Raw genomic sequence first — 17,877 nt, forward strand, 5'->3', positions numbered from 1 at the left:
ATAAATTATTTCAAAATACTGATAAAGAAAAATGTGAATACATCATGTAGAAATAGTCAGTCTACTGTTAATTTATTCATTTATTTAGATTGCTTGCCTGAGTTTAGTAATTGTTCAATCTGTTCTGCATTTTGTGGCATACCAGCGATACGGACACCATTTTTCAAAAATAGGGTGGGTGTTCCGTTAATTTGTAGTTTTTGTCCCAAGATCAAATTCTTTTGAATTGGGGTGGAACATTGTCCTGAATTTTTTGGAGCTTTGCGATGTAGCATATAATCTTCCCAAGCTTCATACTGGTTTTTAGCACGCCAGATTTTGTTGGCAACTTTTTCTGCCTGAGGATGTAGAGTTTTTAATGGGAACGGAAATAAATAGACAGTCACATTATCAATGGCGGTCATATACTGTTCCAGTTTCTGACAATAAGGGCAGTCGGGATCTGTAAATATATAGAGTGTACGTTTAACATCACCTTTAACATATCGAATAGCTTGCTCTAATGGCAGTTGTTTAACATCAATTTTATTGAACTCAATTAAACGTTTTTCGGTTAGATTTTTTTGGTTTTTTGGATCGACCAGTTGACCAATAAACAGATAGTATGATGGAACAATAGCGCCCATTTGAATATTGGGCAATCCTATCGCATAAAAATTATTGAGGCCTCGCCACGTCACCATTTAAAGCTTCTGGTAAATCTAAAACGGTTAGATGAAGTTCTTCCAGTGCGGTCGGTTTGGCAATCACCAAAGCTAAATAACCATCTTCAAAAGCGATACTATTAACGACTTCTACATCTTTACTGAGTTGGGTTGCAGGAGCGGGTACAGCATCATTCCCTTGAATCAAATGCAACCAGTGTTTAGGTTTTGCCTTAAACCATAGGCGTGCCACAATTTCCTGTCCTAGATAACAACCTTTATCAAAATGCACACCCTCTCGTTGATGCAGACGCAGTTCCTGGGGCTGGAACAGATGTTCAGTTGCTTGGGTAATCCAGGCCTGTCCAGATTGAATGGCTTGTATTTGCCATGCATTTATATCTGTTTCTGTTGAAGAAAACTCGGTATGGTTGCCTATAAAACTTGGAAAAACTTGACCAACCTCTTCCAGTTTCATTTTTGAGAAAGCACCAAACTTTTTAATATGTCTGGAAAACTCTTCTGCCTGATCCTGAGTTGTCACCAGTTCAAAACTTTCTGGATTTAATCTTTTGATCCACACACCAAAATGAATACGCCCTTTTAAATCACAAATAGCGGTGTAGCGACTTTCATTCTCTGGCAGACGCTCAACATGTACAGTCACCTGACCTTGTAGGAATTTTTGTGCATCTACACCATTTAAGCTAAAAGCAGTAAAAGCAAGCTGACTCATTGATTCATCCTAAGGCTGTGTTCTAGTCATTAAAATATAGGGAGTTATTTTGCGCTATTTTTCACAAAAAAACAGCTTTAGATTCTGCTTATTTATTTATGACAGAATGGGCAACCAAAGCTATCGCAACGATTGATTCATGGTGATGACAAATATAACAATAGTGATCAACAATGATGGAAAATAAAAATGACAGGTACAGTTAAATTACATCGAGTATTCAAGGCCCCAGCAGAGCGTGTCTTTAAAGCTTTCCTGGTTCCAGATGCATTGGCGAAATGGATGGCAGGAATCCTTATATTTATTGGGCTTGTTGGTGGAAGCTGAAATTCCTGATGAATAAAATGAATGATTGATAAAGTTTTAGTGACATAAATTTTCTGGAGTGATGAAAAATAATAAAAACTAAAATTTTGCAAAAAGCATTCTATCTCGCATAATAATGCTTTTGAGATTTTTTATGTCTTTTCCAAATTGCCCACAATGCCAATCAGAATATACTTATCAAGATGGAGAATTATTCATCTGTCCTGAATGTTCACATGAGTGGAAACAGGGTGAGGGGCAGGCATCAGAGAAACAGGAAATTATTAAAGATGCCAATGGTAATGTGTTGGCGGATGGTGACAGTGTCACAGTGGTTAAAGACCTGAAAATTAAAGGTTCCTCATCAGTAGTGAAAGTTGGTACGAAAGTAAAGACCATCCGTTTGATTACTGATGCGAGTGATGGTCATAATATTGACTGTAAGATTGATGGCATTGGTGCCATGAAACTGAAATCTGAGTTTGTCAAAAAAGCTTAATGCAATTGGTTTAGGAAAGAGCATCAAAATGCTCTTTCCTATTAGGATGATGTTTTATCAACCTACTAATTTTGCAAGCAATTCATCTTTGCTGAGGTTGCTGGCTTCCGTATCACGGCGACCCTTATATTCAAAAGTGCCTGCATCCAGACCTTTTTCACCGATGACAATACGATGTGGAATCCCCATCAATTCAAGATCAGAGAATTTTACGCCTGGGCGTTCATTACGGTCATCCAATAACACATCATAACCCTGTGCCTGCAACTCTGCATAAAGTGCCTCGGCAGCTTCCAGAGTGCGTGGTGATTTATGTGCATTCATTGGCACAATTGCAACTTCAAAAGGTGCAATGGCCTGTGGCCAGATAATGCCTTTGTCATCATAGTTCTGTTCAATGGCAGCAGCAACCACACGGGTCACACCAATACCATAACAACCCATGGTGACTGTAAATGGCTTGCCATCTTCACCCAGAACCTTACAGCCCAGCGCTTCAGAATATTTGGTGCCTAACTGGAAGATATGACCCACTTCAATACCACGTTTGATGAGTAGTGTACCTTTACCATCTGGGGATGGATCACCCTCAACCACATTACGCAGATCATAGACTTCAGTAAAATGTGCATCGCGTTGCCAGTTGACACCTGTGGCATGTTTGTCAGCTTCATTTGCACCTGCAATAAAGTCAGACAATACCGATGCCGCACGATCCACAATTACGGTTAAACCTTTTTTCAGTAAACCTTGAGGACCAATAAAACCAGTCTTCAATCCCAGTGCACTGATTTGCTCTTCAGTGGCAAAGCTAAGTGGAGCAGCAATGAGTGGATGCTTCTCAGCCTTAATTTCATTCAGTTCATGATCGCCTCTCAAAAATAGGGCAATCACAGGAGTGTTGCCATGTTCATCAACCTGACCCTGAACCAGTAAAGCCTTAACCGATTGTTTGGCATCAGCGTTCAGGAACTGGCAAACCTCTGCAATGGTTTTCTGGTTTGGTGTGTCAACAATCGCCAGTGCTTGAGCTGGTGCCGCACGTTCGCCGACCAGAATGGCTTCGGCTTTTTCCATGTTCGCTGCATAGTCAGATTCAGTTGAGAAGATCACATCATCTTCACCGCTTGAAGCCAGTACATGAAATTCATGCGAACTTGAACCGCCAATTGAGCCTGTATCCGCTTCAACAGGGCGGAAATCCAGACCAAGACGAGTAAAGATACGGCAGTAAGTGTCGTACATCACGTCATAGGTTTGTTGTAATGAAGCTTGATTTGCATGGAATGAATAAGCATCTTTCATGATGAATTCACGGGAACGCATCACACCAAAACGTGGGCGAATTTCATCACGGAACTTGGTTTGAATCTGATAAAAATTGACAGGCAACTGCTTATAGCTTTTTAGCTCATTGCGTGCCAAATCGGTAATGACTTCTTCGTGCGTTGGACCCAGTACAAAAGGATTCTCATGACGATCTTTAAAGCGTAACAGTTCTGGGCCATACTGTTCAAAGCGTCCAGACTCCTCCCACAACGCCGCAGGCTGGGTCACTGGCATAAACACTTCTAAAGCGCCCGAACGATTCATTTCCTCACGGACAATAGCATCCACTTTCTTTAAAACACGTGTTCCCATGGGCAACCAAGAGTATAAGCCAGAAGCGAGTTTACGAATCATCCCCGCACGTAGCATGAGCTGGTGTGAAATGACTTCAGCATCATTTGGGGTTTCTCTTAACGTTGCAAATAAAAAGCGGCTTGCGCGCATGGAAACAATCCTAAAGTTAAGTGTGATTGAAAAAAGCTGCGACAGTGGCGGAAAAGATCTCTCCACTTGTGAGTCTTGGCATTATGCCATGAATCATGGAATTTCGGGAAAAGTAAAGTGAGGCAATTCGATCAGGATGATAAAAAGAAAATTAAGGATCTGAAAATAAAAAGTGTTGAATAGGGGGGTTATGGGATATTGGAGGGGTTATTCTGTTCAAATTTACTAAGGCGATTAATAATGTCAGCATATTCTATCTCTGTTCTGCTGTAGGCATTCCTTAAGCTTTCCACCGTTTTTTTCACGCGCTCAATATTCTTAATGTTATTTTCTAAATTGTTTTTGAGCTGGGGGGGGAGGGATTCACCTTTACGGTAATATTCCATTTCCTGACGTTTAAAGCTGATCTTGTCCTGTTGCAGTTGTTGCAATTGCTGTTGTTGATAATTCAACTGTTTCTTTAGGTTGGCCAGAATCAGGTCCCTTTTTGCAGTCGCGATCTTGCTGTTGCCATAAGCGCGTTTAAGTTTTAAGTCCTGTTCGCGCTGACGTGCCAATGATTCGCGGCGTGTGGACTGTTGAATATCCTGGGTGGCATTATAGGGCTGGTTGCGCTTGATCACCTGCATGTTGCGGTCAAGCGCCTCATAGCCATAACGGATATGTTCTGGAGTGACTGAGCTGCTTACATTGGCAATGCCATTCTTGTCATAGTAGCGATACCAGACTGCCCGAGGTTGCTCTGTGGCCGCAAAACTTGAGCCATAAAAAAGAAACATTAAAACCAATGTACAAATGCAATTACGAGTTATCGTTGTAAAGTGACCAATGCGGAAACCGCACTTTAACGAACCAGTCATTACATTCCCCGCAAAAAGTTAACTAAATCACTTATTTTTAAATAATAATCACTTGTATATTAGTGGCTATTTATACAATTAAAAATAGTTAGTATACAAAAAATTTAGAAATTTGTTCAAAAGTGTGCGCTATTTGTTATTGTTAAGGAAAACTGATAAGTTGGTTCAAAAAGCTTCGTTGATAATGCAAGTAAAGATATGTTAAAAATATCAAATAATCTGTATAAAACAAATTAAACCAAACATAATTTGTATTGAGTGATGGGGCAGGACAATTATATGGAAGATAAATTTCAAAATTTGAAAGTAATGGTGATTGACGATTCAAAAACGATTCGCCGTACAGCGGAGACTTTGTTGCAACGTGAAGGCTGTGAGGTCATTACGGCGGTAGATGGTTTTGAAGCATTATCAAAAATTGCGGAAGCAAATCCAGATATCATTTTCGTTGATATCATGATGCCACGCCTGGATGGTTATCAGACCTGTGCATTGATTAAGAACTCTTTAAACTACCAAAATATTCCAGTGATTATGTTGTCAAGCAAAGACGGTTTGTTTGATCAGGCTAAAGGGCGTGTTGTGGGGTCGGATGAATATTTAACTAAGCCATTCAGTAAAGATGAGCTGTTAACTGCGATTCGTAACCACGTTAGCGCATAAAATTAGATTGAGGAAAAAATGGCTCGTATTCTTATAGTAGATGATTCACCTACTGAAACATTTCGTTTTAGAGAAATTTTAACTAAGCACGGTTATGAAGTTTTAGAAGCGACCAATGGGGCGGATGGTGTTACCATGGCGCAGGCAGAGTTGCCAGATTTGGTCCTTATGGATGTGGTGATGCCTGGAATGAATGGATTTCAGGCAACACGCCAGATTAGCAAGGGTAAAGACACACAGCATATCCCTGTTGTGATCGTAAGTACGAAAGACCAGGCGACAGACCGCGTATGGGGTAAACGTCAGGGGGCTTGCGACTATTTGACCAAGCCGATTGATGAACAGCAACTTATCGATGTGATTAAACAACTTTTAAGTTAACCAATACGAGCCTTTTCATTACTCAATACGGGATAGGGTATGGCAGCAAATGGATTTATCGAATTGCTTCGCTTATCCAAGCGGGGCAATAAACAATATGCTTCAACTCAGAATGAAGTCAGCCGATGGTCTGGTATCGCTTTTGAGATGTTAGGGCAATATTTTGTTGCACCATTGGGGGAAATTTCGGAGGTGATCTATCCACCGAAATATACTCCTGTTCCAAATACTCAGGCATGGGTACGTGGCTTGGCAAATATTCGTGGGCGATTGCTTTCAGTTTCTGATTTAAGTCAGTTTATTTCAGGACAACGGAGTCAGTTTTCACCAACACAAAAAGTGATATGTATTAGCCATCAAGATCATTATGTAGGACTGGTTGTTGACCAGGTTCTGGGGATTCAGCACTTTAACAAGAAAAGTTTCTTTTCTCAAAATGCTGAACTCGACAGTAAGTTAAAAGACTACTGTCAGGGTTACTTTCACCAGCATAATCAGCAGTGGCATGTGTTTTTACTGAGTCGGTTGTTGAAAAATCCTCAATACATGAATGCATCAATAAAATTTATAAACTAATTTGTACGCTACGGAAGATAAACGCGTATTCAGGGGAGAAGCTGATATGGGCTTTAAACTCAAAAAGAAAAATGGTGGCGATAGCGCTGGTTTGAAGAAAGGCGGAGCGTTTCTGGAAAATATCCGAACGCAACTGGATCAATTTTCCCGTTTGTTCGGTGAAACAGAAAAATCCAAACCGATTATCTATCGTGCTTTAATTGCTTTGGCCCTTGCAGTCATCCTCTTAATTTACCTATTTGTGAGCGTACCACGTTCCAACCAATTGACTCGTAGTCTGGGTGAATTGCGTCTGTTGTCGCAAATGATCTCGCGTCAGGCAACGGAAGCAACCGCATCTGGTACACCAGAAGCGATGAAAAGTCTGGTTGAGTCGAAGAAGCAGTTTGCTGAAAACCTTGAAACCGTTGAAAGTGTCTATGGTAAAGGTTCTGATGAGTATAAAAAGGTTAACGAGCTTTGGGAGAATGTTTCCAAGAACATTGATCTAATCGCATCTCAACAAAAAATCATTAACCAGCTTTATGACACTAACATCTCGATCAGTGAAACCATTCCTGAAATTCAGGCTGAATATAACCTGATGGTTGACCAGATGGTTCGTGAAAACATGCCAAGTAGCCAAGTAATTATCGCGAAAAACCAGGTGTTCATCGCAGAGCGTATTTTACGCTCAATCAACTCGGTATTGGTGGGTACAGATAATTCGAATGTTTCTGCGAATGACTTTGGGGCGGATATTGATACCTTTGGTGTTTACCTCAATGCACAGCTCAATGGTAGCTCTGAGCTGGGCGTTGACCGTATCACCTCACCAGATCTACGTGAGTCTCTAGAAAGTATTAAGTCTGACTATGACGCTGTCTTGAAATCAGCGGCGGCAACGGTTCTACAAAACGCGAACCAGATTGTTCGTGTACGTCAGGCATCTTCACAAATCTTCTCTCAATCTGATGCCTTATTGACTTCATTGAATGACTTGTCGAAAAAAGCTGAGAGTGGCTGGGGTAATGTTATTGCAGGTATCGTGTTAATTGCCGCATTGGGCTTACTGGTGTTCTCTGCACTGCAATTACTTGCTCTACGTAGTAATACGGATAAAGAGCGTGTAACGCGTCTGCAAGATGAATATGACCGTAACCAAAACGCGATTTTACGTTTACTGGATGAAATCGCCGATTTGGCGGACGGTGACTTGCGTTCTTATGCAACGGTATCGGAAGACTTCACAGGCGCAATTGCGGATTCGATTAACTTCGCGATTGACCAGTTGCGTGACCTTGTATCCCGAATCACGGATACTTCACAGGAGGTTGCACGCTATACCCAGAAGACCCAGGATATTACTAACCAGTTGGCAGAAGCATCTGAACATCAGGCGCAAGAAATTGCAGGTGCGTCAGCGGCGATGAATGAAATGGCATTGTCCATTGATCAGGTATCTGCAAACGCATCTGAGTCTGCTGAGGTGGCACAGCGTTCTGTACAAATTGCATCAAATGGTGCGGAAGTTGTAAACCGTTCGATTGAGGGGATGGACCACATTCGTGAGCAGATTCAGGAAACATCAAAACGTATTAAACGTTTGGGTGAGTCTTCTCAGGAAATTGGTAACATCGTTTCCCTGATCAACGATATTGCCGACCAGACGAACATTCTGGCTTTAAACGCTGCAATTCAGGCATCTATGGCTGGTGAAGCGGGCCGTGGTTTCGCGGTTGTAGCCGATGAGGTACAGCGTCTAGCGGAACGTTCAGCGTCAGCGACCAAACAGATTGAAGGACTGGTAAAAACCATTCAAACTGATACCAACGAAGCCGTTATTTCAATGGAACAAACGACTTCCGAGGTCGTGCGTGGTGCCAACCTGGCAAAAGATGCGGGTATTGCACTGGATGAGATTCAAACGGTATCAGGTGACTTGGCAAAACTGATTGCGAGCATTTCTGATGCAGCGAAACTTCAGTCTGCATCAGCAAGTCATATTGCAACCACGATGAATGTTGTACAGGAAATTACCTCACAAACCACCACAGCAACGTTTGATACAGCACGTTCGGTTTCTGAACTGGCGAACATGGCTGAATCATTACGTGAATCAGTAACTGACTTTAAGTTACCTGAGTAAGCAGCATAGGAAAGACAGAGTGGGGCGCTGTCTTTCCTATTTAGAGATGTAGAATATCTCAACAAGGTGGTGGTGGAATGCAACGACATCTTGTGTGATAGATACACGTAATTTTTACCCACAACTGGTGGATAAAAACGAAAGAAGCAGCTATGAAACAAATATTAAAAACGTTAGTTGAAACGATGACGCTTCCTGAAGATAGCTATCTTGAACAAGATGCCGAGATTCTTGAGATTTTTATTGAAGAATTGGATGAAATCTTTGCTGAATTAGAACCTTTGTTGGTTAAATGGATGGAACAACCTCATCAACAGGATGTACTTACAGATGTGCGCCGCCACTTCCATACCCTCAAGGGTTCAGGGAGAATGGTGGGTGCGAAATCCTCTGGTGAGTTGGCCTGGACGGTTGAAGACACTTTAAACCGTGTTATTTCAGGAACGGTTTCCCTGAACACGGAAATTCAACGCTATGTTCAGACGGTTTTCAATATTTACCGTTTTAAGCTTGTACATGATTTTAAAGTGGTTCAAAAACATTTGATTGATCTAAAACCACTGGTTTTATTGGGGCAGCAATTACAACAACAGCAAAGCCCAGAGCCTGCACTTTATGAGCTATTAAACCTTGCAAACACTTTAACACATGATGATGTTCAGACGGGTCTTGAGCTGATTGATGGTGTTGAGGATGCCATTGATGACACAATTGCGGCTGATCAGGTGCAACAGGATATTGAGCCTGTCTTGGCGTCTATTGAAACTGAGCAGGATGAAGTGCTTGCCAAGGAAACCTTGGCCATCTTCCTGGAGGAGTCAGAAGATCATCTTAGGGCCATTGATCAGTTCCTGTTGAATGAACGTCCAAATAATGATCACTACAATACCTTGATCAGGGCTTTACATACCCTTCGTGGTAGTTCCTCAATGGCGCATGTGGATCAGGTATTTGAAGCAAGTGCTAAAGTTGAAAACCTGTTTAAGACCTTGTTGCAGGATGAACTGGATTCCAGTTCTGATGAAACCGCATTGCTCACCCATTATGCCCAGTTTGTCCGCGATTACCTGCATACCTTAAGGCAGCAGGGCGCGAAACAGAAACTGGATGAGATTTATGACACATTCAATGTGGCATGGGATAGCTATGACTTCCAGCTAGAAGAAAAACATGGTGAGGCAATACGACCACAGGGGCTGGTTTCTGAATTACTAGAATTAAATATTAATGATTTACTGGATGTGGAATTTGATTTTGAAAAACGTGCCCGAAATGAATTTCCTCAATATATCCAGCTGTTAAGTCATCAGGCGGAAATTCTGTTACAGCATACGCATCATCATGCCACGATTGGGATGTATCAATATACCAGCCTATTGCGTTCAAGCTATCAGGACCTGATTTTTAAACCGAGTCTGTTGAATCTTGATTATGCGTTTGAGCTGTATCATCAGGTGCATCAACAGTTTATTCAGTTGTTTGATACCTTGGCTGCTGGACAGCGTGTCACCTTAACCAAGACACATGAAAGTGTCCTGAATGAATTAAGTTTATTTACCCAGCAGAATATTGACTTCTTGGAACAAACATCCACAGATGTTATGGATACTGTACCTGAAACAGTCCAAGATTCTGCGTCTGTTCTTGATATTACAGACTTGTCAGCACAGTTTGCGCTGGACAAGCAACAGTTACAGTCAGATGAGGCAAATAGTGACTTCGATCCTGACTTATTGGACATCTTCCTTGAAGAGGCAGATGAATTGCTGGTGGGGATTGATACCGATCTCAATACATGGACTGCTGACCATAAAAATGTAGGTGCGCTGAAAAACCTGATGCGTTATTTGCACACCCTAAAAGGTGGTTCAAATATGATTCAGGCGCGTCATATCGGCCTGATTGCGCATGAGCTGGAAACAATTTATGAGAAGCTGATTAACCAGCAGATACAGGCAACACCACAGCTTATCACCGTGATTCGTTCAGTTCAGGATGATATTGCAGATCGTATTCAAACGATTCGCGACCAGCAGGTTGACTACCCATCGGCTCATGTCTTGCAGGTTCTGGCAAACCTTGATCAGATGACGGGTACATTCGAAGCCAAACCTGTGGCGGTTAAACAGCTTGAAGAGACAGATGAAGAGATTGATTCAGTTGGTGTGGAAGAAGAGACAGCTGTTTCTAACCTTTCTGTTCAGACAGAATCTCCACATACCGCAGTTGATGTTACGGTATTGGCAGCCCAGCTTGGACTCGATAAGAAGCAATTGCAGTCAGCCGAATCAAACAGTGACTTTGATCCTGACCTGTTGGATATCTTCCTTGAAGAGGCAGATGAGTTGCTGGTGGGAATTGATGCTGACCTCAGTACTTGGGCAGCAGACTATCAGAATGTGGATGCCCTGAAAAACCTGATGCGTTATTTGCACACCCTAAAAGGTGGTTCAAATATGATTCAGGCGCGTCATATCGGCCTGATTGCACATGAGCTGGAAACAATTTACGAGAAGCTGATTAACCAGCAGATTCAGGTAACACCACAGCTGATTGCCTTGATTCGTCTGGTACAGGATGATATTGCGGATCGTATTCAAACCATTCGCGACCAGCAAATCGATTATCCATCAACGCATGTGGTACAGCTACTTCAACAAGCGGATCACTCGGCTGATCTGGTTGTAAGCGAGCCTGCAACTGAAATCACTGCACTTTCTGATCAAGATGAGAGCAGTGGACTGGAAGTGTTGCAACTTGTTGAAGAAGAAGTTTCTGAAGAACCAAGTCTTGCGGCAGATGAGCTGAGTGGCAATGATATAGAAGAACAGGTTGAAGATACCTCCTCTCTTCAAACTGTGGAAAATGCTGGTCAGTCTCTTGAAGATGATGTTCGTTCACTAGTGGAACAGACATTCCTTGAGGAAGCTGAAGAACTGCTTGAACAGGCTCAGGGCTTGTTGAAACAGTGGTTTGACCAGCGCGGTAACCGTAGTTTGCTGTTACAGCTCCAGCGTAATGCCCACAGCTTGAAAGGTGGCGCACGCATGGTGGAAATGGATGCGATTGCAATCATTGCCTACCATCTGGAAAACGCCTTTGAACAGTTTGGTGTGCATCATTTCAGCTCAAACGTTTATGACAATCTGCTTAATACTGCGCTGGCATGGCTCAATGATGCGATCTTTAAGCGTCAATATGCCAACTTTGATGGTTTAAAACAAAGTCTGGAGAAGATGGAATTTGTGGATGTTGCGGCACAGCTTCCTCAAAAATTCTCTGCAACAGACATCTTTACGCCTGAATATACTATGGAGTTTGTTCAGGGTGATGGTACTGAACCACCATCAATGTTGGGTGAGTGGGAAACCACAGAGCGTATTGAACAGAACAATGAAATGATTCGTGTTTCTGCTGACGTTATCGAGAAGATGATTGACTTGTCAGGGGAAAATGCGATCAACCGTTCACGTATCGAAATGGACCTGGGCCAGCTGGGTGGTACGTTGATGGAAATGGAACTTGCAATCAAACGTCTGGCTGATCAGCTACGTCGAATGGAAGGTGAGCTGGAAAGTCAGATCATTGCACGACATGGCGGAGAAAATTCCCGTTATGCCGATTTTGACCCATTGGAGATGGACCAGTACTCATCGTTGAACCAGTTGTCAAAATCGCTTGCAGAATCCGCTTCGGACTTGGTTGACTTTAAAACCACACTTTCTGAGAAGATTCGTGATACTGAAGGTCTACTGTTGCAGCAGTCGCGTATTCAGGCAGAAATTCAGGAAAGCCTGATGCGTACCCGTCTGGTGCCATTCTCACGCTTGTTACCACGTTTACAACGTATTGTTCGCCAAACGGCTTCCACCCTGAACCGTCCAACTGAATTGGTGGTGAACAATACCGAAGGTGAATTGGACCGCAGTATTCTTGAAAGGCTGGTTGCACCATTTGAACACATGCTGCGTAACGCGATTGACCACGGTATTGAAGACCGTGAGCAGCGTTTACAGGCTAAAAAACCAGAAACAGGGCATATTGTTCTGGACATTGGCCGTCAGGGTACCGATATCGTGGTCACATTCAGTGATGATGGTAAAGGGATTGATGTCAACCGAATCAAGGACAAGGCGATTCAGACAGGTTTGATGACCACGGATCAAAAACTTGATCAGGAAGAAGTTTTACAGTTTATCTTCCATCCTGGTTTCAGTACCGCTGCACAGGTGACCCAGATCTCTGGCCGTGGTGTCGGTCTGGACGTTGTACAGAGCGATATCAAGGCCTTGGGTGGTCACGTGAGTGTCAGCTCCGTTCTGGGCAAGGGAACCACCTTTACCATCCGCGTACCAACAACCGTGGCGGTAAGTGACGCCTTGATGGTGAAAGCAGGTGACCAGCAATTCGCATTCCCACTTGCACAGATTGACCGTATTGTGCGTATCTCGCCAATGGCATTGGAACAATACTTTGATAGTCAGGAAGACTACTTCAAGATTGATCAGGAACGTTATCGCCTGCGCTACCTGTCGGAGTTTGTTGCAGGGCAGCCAATCCCGCGTTTAAACGGTGTGGTTCACTCTTTACCTGTGCTTCTGATTAAGGGTGCACAAGGACAGACTACCGCATTATTGGTAGACCAGTTAATTGGTTCACGTGGCCAGATCGTGGTAAAACCAATTGGCCAGCAATTCTCAAGTATTGGTGTGATCGCGGGTGCCACCATCCTTGGTGATGGTCAGGTCTGTCTGATTCTGGATGGCCAGAATATTGCCCGTCAGGCACAGTCAACAGCGCGTAGCAAGCAGGTGGATGAGACCTATACCAAACAGCGTTATGATGAGCGCCGCCTGATCATGATTGTGGATGACTCAGTGACAGTACGTAAAGTAACATCCCGTCTGTTAGAGCGTCAGGGCTATGATGTGGTGACGGCCAAAGATGGTGTCGATGCAATTGAGCAGCTTGAAACGATCAAGCCAGACTTGATGCTGCTTGATATTGAGATGCCGCGAATGGATGGTTTCGAAGTGACCAACCTTGTTCGACACCATGAAATCCATCGTGATTTACCAATCATCATGATTACATCACGTACAGGCGAGAAGCACCGTGAACGTGCATTGTCACTGGGGGTAAATCAATATATGGGTAAACCATTCCAGGAAGAAACGCTTCTGGAAAATATTGAAAGTTTACTTACAGTGCGCTAAGGGGTAATGAATAATGGTTAAAAAAGGCGCAAACTCGGCATTGGGGCAAATTGACCAGCAAGAGTTACAACACTTAATTACGGTATCAACAGGATTCATTGATGCCTATATTATTCAGTGCCATCAAAAGGTTCCCATGCTGTTGCCACAAAATATCGTGTTGTCAGCAATGGATACCCAAACCAACGTTGACCACATCGAATGGCATGACCTAAAGCTTCCCGTTTATGCGGTGAATGACCCGAACGAGAAGCAGGGCGTGGCCTTGGTTATTGAGGGTGATGATGTCTCCGAGCGGTTTGCCTTGGTCTGTAATGAAATGCCTGAATCCATCCGTGTACGTATTTCGGAAATTGTAGATGAAGAGCGAGACGTGGATGACAATAAGGTCTTTAAGTATGTGAAGATGGGCGAAAAGCAATTTTTTGTTCCCCATTTGCAAAATATCCAGACCCAGCTCGGTCTCTAATAAAAAAAGGAACTCATCGGAGTTCCTTTTTTTATGACTATAAAATTTATTAAGTCAAAAGCTCTTCCAGAATTTGTTCATAAATTTCAGCCAGAGGCTCCAGATCATCAACATTGACATGCTCATTGATTTGGTGGATGGTGGCATTTAACACCCCAAGTTCCAGAACCTGGGCGCCTGTAGGTGCAATGAAGCGTCCATCAGAGGTACCACCACCGGTTGAAAGTTCAGTTTCAATGCCTGTCACATTTTTAATCGCTGTTCTTGCCGCATTCACCAATTCGCCCACTGGGGTGAGGAATGGTAAACCTGACAATGTCCAGTCAATGCTGTAATTCAGTTGATGTTTATCCAGTGTTTCAATGACGCGTTGTTTGAGAATTTCGGCCGTTACTTCAGTGGAGTAACGGAAATTAAAGGTCACCTCCAGTGTGCCTGGAATGACATTGGTTGCACCTGTTCCCGCATGGATATTTGAAATCTGGAATGAGGTTGCGGGGAAATATTCGTTACCGTTGTCCCATGTGATGGCACATAGCTCATCCAGTGCTTTGGTTGCCAAATGAATTGGATTCTGTGCAAGATGAGGGTAGGCGACATGGCCTTGCTTGCCTTGTACGGTCAATACCCCATTTAAAGAGCCACGGCGGCCATTTTTAACAATATCACCAAGTTGATGGGTACTTGAAGGCTCGCCAACCAGACACCATGTCATTTTCTCATTACGTTCTTCCAGGGTTTCAACAACTTTAACCGTGCCATTGATGGATGGACCTTCCTCATCGGAAGTAATCAAAAAGGCAATCGAACCCTTATGGTTAGGATGCTTGGTGACAAAACGCTCCGAGGCGACCACCATTGCGGCCAAGGCGGTCTTCATGTCGGCAGAACCACGGCCATATAATTTACCATCACGGATGCTAGGCAAAAACGGGTCTGAATTCCATGCATCCAATTGTCCAGTCGGAACAACATCAGTATGCCCCGCAAAACAGAACACAGGGCTTTCTGTACCACGACGGGCCCATAAATTATCAACATCTTCAAAACGCATGTTTTCGATCTTAAAACCCACCTTGGCCAATCGTTCAGCCATGATGTTCTGGCAGTCATGATCAATAGGCGTGACTGAGGGTTGGCGTAGGAGTTGTAAACTGAGTTCAAGTGTATCGGAATGGTTCATGCGAGATGTGGCTAAATCTGGTGAAATCTGAACCGATATAATAGGGGAATATTGCTGAGAAAGGTATGTAAAAATAAACCTTATCTAGGTTGTAGATAAGGTTTTGTGAGCGTTGTTCTATGGAACTACAGTTTATCCTGGGTTTTTTCAGCAGTTTGGGTCACTTTGTCGCCTGCTTTGGAAACATCCTGCCCAAAACCCTTAAAGGTGTTACAACCAGTTAATACAAAAGCGGCCATGATAGAAGCAACTAAAATTTTTTTCATCATCTTCTCCGTGTGAATTTAATTATGATGTCATTAGAGGCTAAAAAAATAAATGGAAAATGAACATGATGGTTTGATTGTAGATCTGTTATAAAATGTTATTTACTTGCGGTTGAGCTAAATAACAGGGCGGGTTGACGAAACATATAAAACATGGGTTCAGTGTCTGCATTGTGATAAAGTCCATTGGTCCACCATTCGGCAGTTTGTGAAGATGGATGCTGATCAGGGCAAATCCATTCATGCCGTTGTAGGCGATAGTAGGGTAGTACAGGGATTATCGTTCCCCATTGACCTAAACGTCTGGATGTGTTGATCCATTCTGGAATAGATGATGCGTAATGAGGTTCTGGTAAATACAGTTGTCCTTTCATGACTGCTAATTTACGCCGAATTGTGTACTGGCTGGTCTCGGAAAACTGAAACTGGCGTTGGGTAAAGTGCCGTAGTTTTCGCTGTAGGGTATCTTGCCGATTTAGGCCGAACCATTCAGATAAATTGAGTTCGTTCTCACCCAAATAATATTTCAATGCGACTTCCCAATGCTCGATTTCCTGGGTCTGTTTGTTGAGTAACAGGAAATCAAGCTCACCCAGGGTGACTGCCCCCGCAATTTTCTGGATGCTGTGGCCTAATAACTGGTAGGGGTGATAATTATCATCCTCTAGCCAGAACCAGAGCAGGTATTCAAAACGCAAACCTAAACGGGTACTTTTCAGGCGTGCCATAAAGTCAATTAAGGGTTGAGGTTGCTGATCCAACTGTTGCAACCGCACCTCATAAGCTTGATAGTGCTCTTGCCAAACGGTATTGGAATGAAGTTCAAAATAATTTTCAATTTTTAAATCATCGGGTATTTTGGTCAGGATATTGGGACTGGCAATGCAAAAGGCCAACTGCCGAACAATAGGCTGCTTAAACTGTAACCACGGTTCAAAAAAGCTGGGTGAATCAATCTTCTCAGGCATAGTCACCCATCATCGAGAAATAATAAGTTCAGTTTGATAAACAACAATAAAAACACTTTATACTAGCACGGTTGTATTGACGTGTCGGTTAATTACTAAATGAAAACATTGTTCTGGCGTAGCTTGGTGGTGATTTTTATCACATTGGGAATTATTGGAGCAATTCTACCTGGTATGCCAACAACAGTTTTCCTGATTCTGGCGGCATGGGCGGCATCAAAAGGCTGGCCGCAAATGGATGCATGGTTACTGAACCATTCCAAATATGGTCCCACACTGCGTAACTGGCGTGAAAATGGGACTGTACCACGCAAGGCCAAGTGGATTGCCACTATCATGATGCTGTTCAGTGGGATTTTAATGCTGTTTACCAATGCGCCGTTCTGGGTCAAGATATTTACTGATGTTACCATGTTGATTGTGGCGATCTGGTTATGGCTACGTCCTGAGCCTGAGCAGCGTTAAAAAAAGCGAAGCTTTTGCAGAATATATCTTGTATATATAAAGCAGATTCAAAAAGAACACCATTTTCCTAAATCATTGGGTCAGCCTCCTATCAGTTCTAAAAATCAAAATTACAGAAAGCGCAGCATTTTTATGTTCAAATAAATCAGCAAGACCGAAATATTTAGAGATAGAAAATGTCCTATACATTGGAACAGGCAGACATATTGATTGATTTGGTACAACAAACTTTACGATTGCCGAAACATAACAAGTTTTATCTGATTTCCTCTGGCAAGAATGGAATTGGTGAACAGGAAAACAGTGGTAAAACCCCAAGAGGCTGGCATCGTGTTGCCCAAAAGATCGGTCATGACGCTGCAAAATATTCAGTCTTTATTGCGCGCCAGCCCACAGGCGAAATTTACAATCAACAGCTTGCACAACAGTTTCCACAAAGGGACTGGATTTTATCGCGAATTTTATGGCTGGATGGTTTGGAGGCTGGTTTTAATCAGGGGGAGGGTTGTGATACCTTTAAACGATATATCTACATCCATGGGACACCTGATACGGAACCGATGGGCATTCCGATGTCTCATGGCTGTATCCGAATGAAGAATGATGAAATTATCGAGCTTTTCGGGCTTGTTCCTGAACATGCACTGGTCTATATTTCAGAACAGACATTGGAAAATAAGCAGCCAGATTGTAAATAAGTGCCTAAATAAAATACGAAAATCCTGTGTTTTATCAAGAATGACC

The 17,877-nt window shown here is 42.9% G+C and carries 15 protein-coding genes and 4 pseudogenes; 12 read left to right on the forward strand and 7 right to left on the reverse strand.

Going from position 1 to position 17,877, the window contains the following annotated elements; genetic code table 11:
* Positions 1 to 80 precede the first annotated feature (80 nt).
* Together F973_RS06935 and F973_RS06940 are read right to left on the reverse strand one after the other, a co-directional pair.
* A pseudogene (locus F973_RS06935) lies at positions 81 to 602 on the reverse strand (DsbC family protein); the annotation flags it as partial.
* 55 nt (positions 603 to 657) lie between these two features.
* Positions 658 to 1,380 (reverse strand): CAF17-like 4Fe-4S cluster assembly/insertion protein YgfZ, encoded by a 723-nt coding sequence (locus F973_RS06940; RefSeq protein ID WP_004760855.1) that lies wholly within the window; start codon positions 1,378 to 1,380, stop codon positions 658 to 660.
* A 189-nt stretch (positions 1,381 to 1,569) separates the two neighbouring features.
* Here F973_RS06940 and F973_RS15230 point away from each other — a divergent pair.
* Positions 1,570 to 1,668 (forward strand): annotated as a pseudogene (locus tag F973_RS15230) (hypothetical protein); the annotation flags it as partial.
* Positions 1,669 to 1,840: 172 nt separating this feature from the next.
* Positions 1,841 to 2,185 (forward strand): zinc ribbon domain-containing protein YjdM, encoded by a 345-nt coding sequence (locus F973_RS06945; RefSeq protein WP_004760857.1) that lies wholly within the window; start codon positions 1,841 to 1,843, stop codon positions 2,183 to 2,185.
* A gap of 57 nt (positions 2,186 to 2,242) precedes the next feature.
* Here F973_RS06945 and F973_RS06950 read toward each other — a convergent pair whose 3' ends face one another.
* Both F973_RS06950 and F973_RS06955 read right to left on the reverse strand, forming a co-directional pair.
* Positions 2,243 to 3,958 (reverse strand): proline--tRNA ligase, encoded by a 1,716-nt coding sequence (locus F973_RS06950; RefSeq protein WP_004760859.1) that lies wholly within the window; start codon positions 3,956 to 3,958, stop codon positions 2,243 to 2,245.
* Positions 3,959 to 4,146: 188 nt separating this feature from the next.
* Positions 4,147 to 4,818, reverse strand: coding sequence for a hypothetical protein (locus F973_RS06955; protein WP_004760860.1), 672 nt, complete (start codon positions 4,816 to 4,818; stop codon positions 4,147 to 4,149).
* 279 nt (positions 4,819 to 5,097) lie between these two features.
* On the opposite strand from F973_RS06955, the gene pilG reads away from it, so the two are divergent.
* The 8 genes and pseudogenes from pilG to F973_RS06985 all read left to right on the forward strand — a co-directional run bounded on the left by pilG (position 5,098) and on the right by F973_RS06985 (position 14,251).
* Positions 5,098 to 5,481 carry a twitching motility response regulator PilG gene (gene pilG / locus F973_RS06960; protein WP_004678261.1) on the forward strand — a complete coding sequence of 128 codons (384 nt, stop codon included), beginning with the start codon at positions 5,098 to 5,100 and terminating at the stop codon, positions 5,479 to 5,481.
* A gap of 18 nt (positions 5,482 to 5,499) precedes the next feature.
* Positions 5,500 to 5,862, forward strand: a complete 363-nt coding sequence (locus F973_RS06965) for a response regulator (protein ID WP_004664659.1) — start codon at positions 5,500 to 5,502, stop codon at positions 5,860 to 5,862.
* A 39-nt stretch (positions 5,863 to 5,901) separates the two neighbouring features.
* Positions 5,902 to 6,438: a chemotaxis protein CheW gene (locus F973_RS06970; protein ID WP_004681658.1), complete on the forward strand. Its 537-nt coding sequence runs from the start codon at positions 5,902 to 5,904 to the stop codon at positions 6,436 to 6,438.
* A 46-nt stretch (positions 6,439 to 6,484) separates the two neighbouring features.
* Positions 6,485 to 8,566, forward strand: coding sequence for a methyl-accepting chemotaxis protein (locus F973_RS06975; RefSeq protein ID WP_004760861.1), 2,082 nt, complete (start codon positions 6,485 to 6,487; stop codon positions 8,564 to 8,566).
* Positions 8,567 to 8,718: 152 nt separating this feature from the next.
* Positions 8,719 to 9,249: pseudogene (locus tag F973_RS15675) on the forward strand (Hpt domain-containing protein); the annotation flags it as partial.
* Positions 9,250 to 9,420: 171 nt separating this feature from the next.
* Positions 9,421 to 9,570 (forward strand): annotated as a pseudogene (locus F973_RS15680) (Hpt domain-containing protein); the annotation flags it as partial.
* 597 nt (positions 9,571 to 10,167) lie between these two features.
* Entirely contained in the window at positions 10,168 to 13,782 is a 3,615-nt protein-coding gene (locus F973_RS06980) for an Hpt domain-containing protein (RefSeq protein WP_416201895.1), read from the forward strand.
* Between the two features lie 13 nt (positions 13,783 to 13,795).
* On the forward strand, positions 13,796 to 14,251 hold the full coding sequence (locus F973_RS06985) for a hypothetical protein (protein WP_004678257.1): 456 nt from the start codon (positions 13,796 to 13,798) through the stop codon (positions 14,249 to 14,251).
* Positions 14,252 to 14,300: 49 nt separating this feature from the next.
* On the opposite strand, the gene dapE is transcribed toward F973_RS06985, so the two are convergent.
* The 3 genes from dapE to F973_RS07000 all read right to left on the reverse strand — a co-directional run bounded on the left by dapE (position 14,301) and on the right by F973_RS07000 (position 16,668).
* Complete coding sequence (dapE, locus tag F973_RS06990; RefSeq protein ID WP_004760865.1) at positions 14,301 to 15,434, reverse strand: succinyl-diaminopimelate desuccinylase; 1,134 nt, start codon at positions 15,432 to 15,434, stop codon at positions 14,301 to 14,303.
* Between the two features lie 125 nt (positions 15,435 to 15,559).
* Positions 15,560 to 15,703, reverse strand: a complete 144-nt coding sequence (locus tag F973_RS06995; RefSeq protein ID WP_171062311.1) for an entericidin A/B family lipoprotein — start codon at positions 15,701 to 15,703, stop codon at positions 15,560 to 15,562.
* Positions 15,704 to 15,798: 95 nt separating this feature from the next.
* The gene (locus F973_RS07000) at positions 15,799 to 16,668 is read right to left on the reverse strand and encodes a DUF1853 family protein (RefSeq protein WP_004760867.1); all 870 of its coding nucleotides are present in this window, start codon (positions 16,666 to 16,668) and stop codon (positions 15,799 to 15,801) included.
* Between the two features lie 99 nt (positions 16,669 to 16,767).
* Between F973_RS07000 and F973_RS07005 the strand changes: the two genes are divergently transcribed.
* Together F973_RS07005 and elsL are read left to right on the forward strand one after the other, a co-directional pair.
* Positions 16,768 to 17,133, forward strand: a complete 366-nt coding sequence (locus tag F973_RS07005) for a YbaN family protein (protein WP_004760869.1) — start codon at positions 16,768 to 16,770, stop codon at positions 17,131 to 17,133.
* Positions 17,134 to 17,309: 176 nt separating this feature from the next.
* Positions 17,310 to 17,831, forward strand: coding sequence for a cell wall-recycling L,D-carboxypeptidase ElsL (elsL, locus tag F973_RS07010; protein WP_004760870.1), 522 nt, complete (start codon positions 17,310 to 17,312; stop codon positions 17,829 to 17,831).
* Positions 17,832 to 17,877: the final 46 nt, after the last annotated feature.

Origin of the sequence: Acinetobacter sp. CIP 102129 (assembly GCF_000368305.1) — a bacterium.
GTDB lineage: Bacteria > Pseudomonadota > Gammaproteobacteria > Pseudomonadales > Moraxellaceae > Acinetobacter > Acinetobacter parvus.

Bases quoted from the DNA above. Each gene is read 5' to 3' on its own strand.
- F973_RS06955 (WP_004760860.1), bottom strand. From the start codon at position 4,818: ATGACTGGTTCGTTAAAGTGCGGTTTCCGCATTGGTCACTTTACAACG.
- F973_RS06950 (WP_004760859.1), bottom strand. From the start codon at position 3,958: ATGCGCGCAAGCCGCTTTTTATTTGCAACGTTAAGAGAAACCCCAAAT.
- F973_RS06970 (WP_004681658.1), top strand. From the start codon at position 5,902: ATGGCAGCAAATGGATTTATCGAATTGCTTCGCTTATCCAAGCGGGGC.
- F973_RS06995 (WP_171062311.1), bottom strand. From the start codon at position 15,703: ATGATGAAAAAAATTTTAGTTGCTTCTATCATGGCCGCTTTTGTATTA.
- F973_RS06945 (WP_004760857.1), top strand. From the start codon at position 1,841: ATGTCTTTTCCAAATTGCCCACAATGCCAATCAGAATATACTTATCAA.
- F973_RS06940 (WP_004760855.1), bottom strand. From the start codon at position 1,380: ATGAGTCAGCTTGCTTTTACTGCTTTTAGCTTAAATGGTGTAGATGCA.
- dapE (WP_004760865.1), bottom strand. From the start codon at position 15,434: ATGAACCATTCCGATACACTTGAACTCAGTTTACAACTCCTACGCCAA.
- F973_RS06965 (WP_004664659.1), top strand. From the start codon at position 5,500: ATGGCTCGTATTCTTATAGTAGATGATTCACCTACTGAAACATTTCGT.
- pilG (WP_004678261.1), top strand. From the start codon at position 5,098: ATGGAAGATAAATTTCAAAATTTGAAAGTAATGGTGATTGACGATTCA.
- elsL (WP_004760870.1), top strand. From the start codon at position 17,310: ATGTCCTATACATTGGAACAGGCAGACATATTGATTGATTTGGTACAA.
- F973_RS06985 (WP_004678257.1), top strand. From the start codon at position 13,796: ATGGTTAAAAAAGGCGCAAACTCGGCATTGGGGCAAATTGACCAGCAA.
- F973_RS07000 (WP_004760867.1), bottom strand. From the start codon at position 16,668: ATGCCTGAGAAGATTGATTCACCCAGCTTTTTTGAACCGTGGTTACAG.
- F973_RS06975 (WP_004760861.1), top strand. From the start codon at position 6,485: ATGGGCTTTAAACTCAAAAAGAAAAATGGTGGCGATAGCGCTGGTTTG.
- F973_RS07005 (WP_004760869.1), top strand. From the start codon at position 16,768: ATGAAAACATTGTTCTGGCGTAGCTTGGTGGTGATTTTTATCACATTG.
- F973_RS06980 (WP_416201895.1), top strand. From the start codon at position 10,168: ATGGATACTGTACCTGAAACAGTCCAAGATTCTGCGTCTGTTCTTGAT.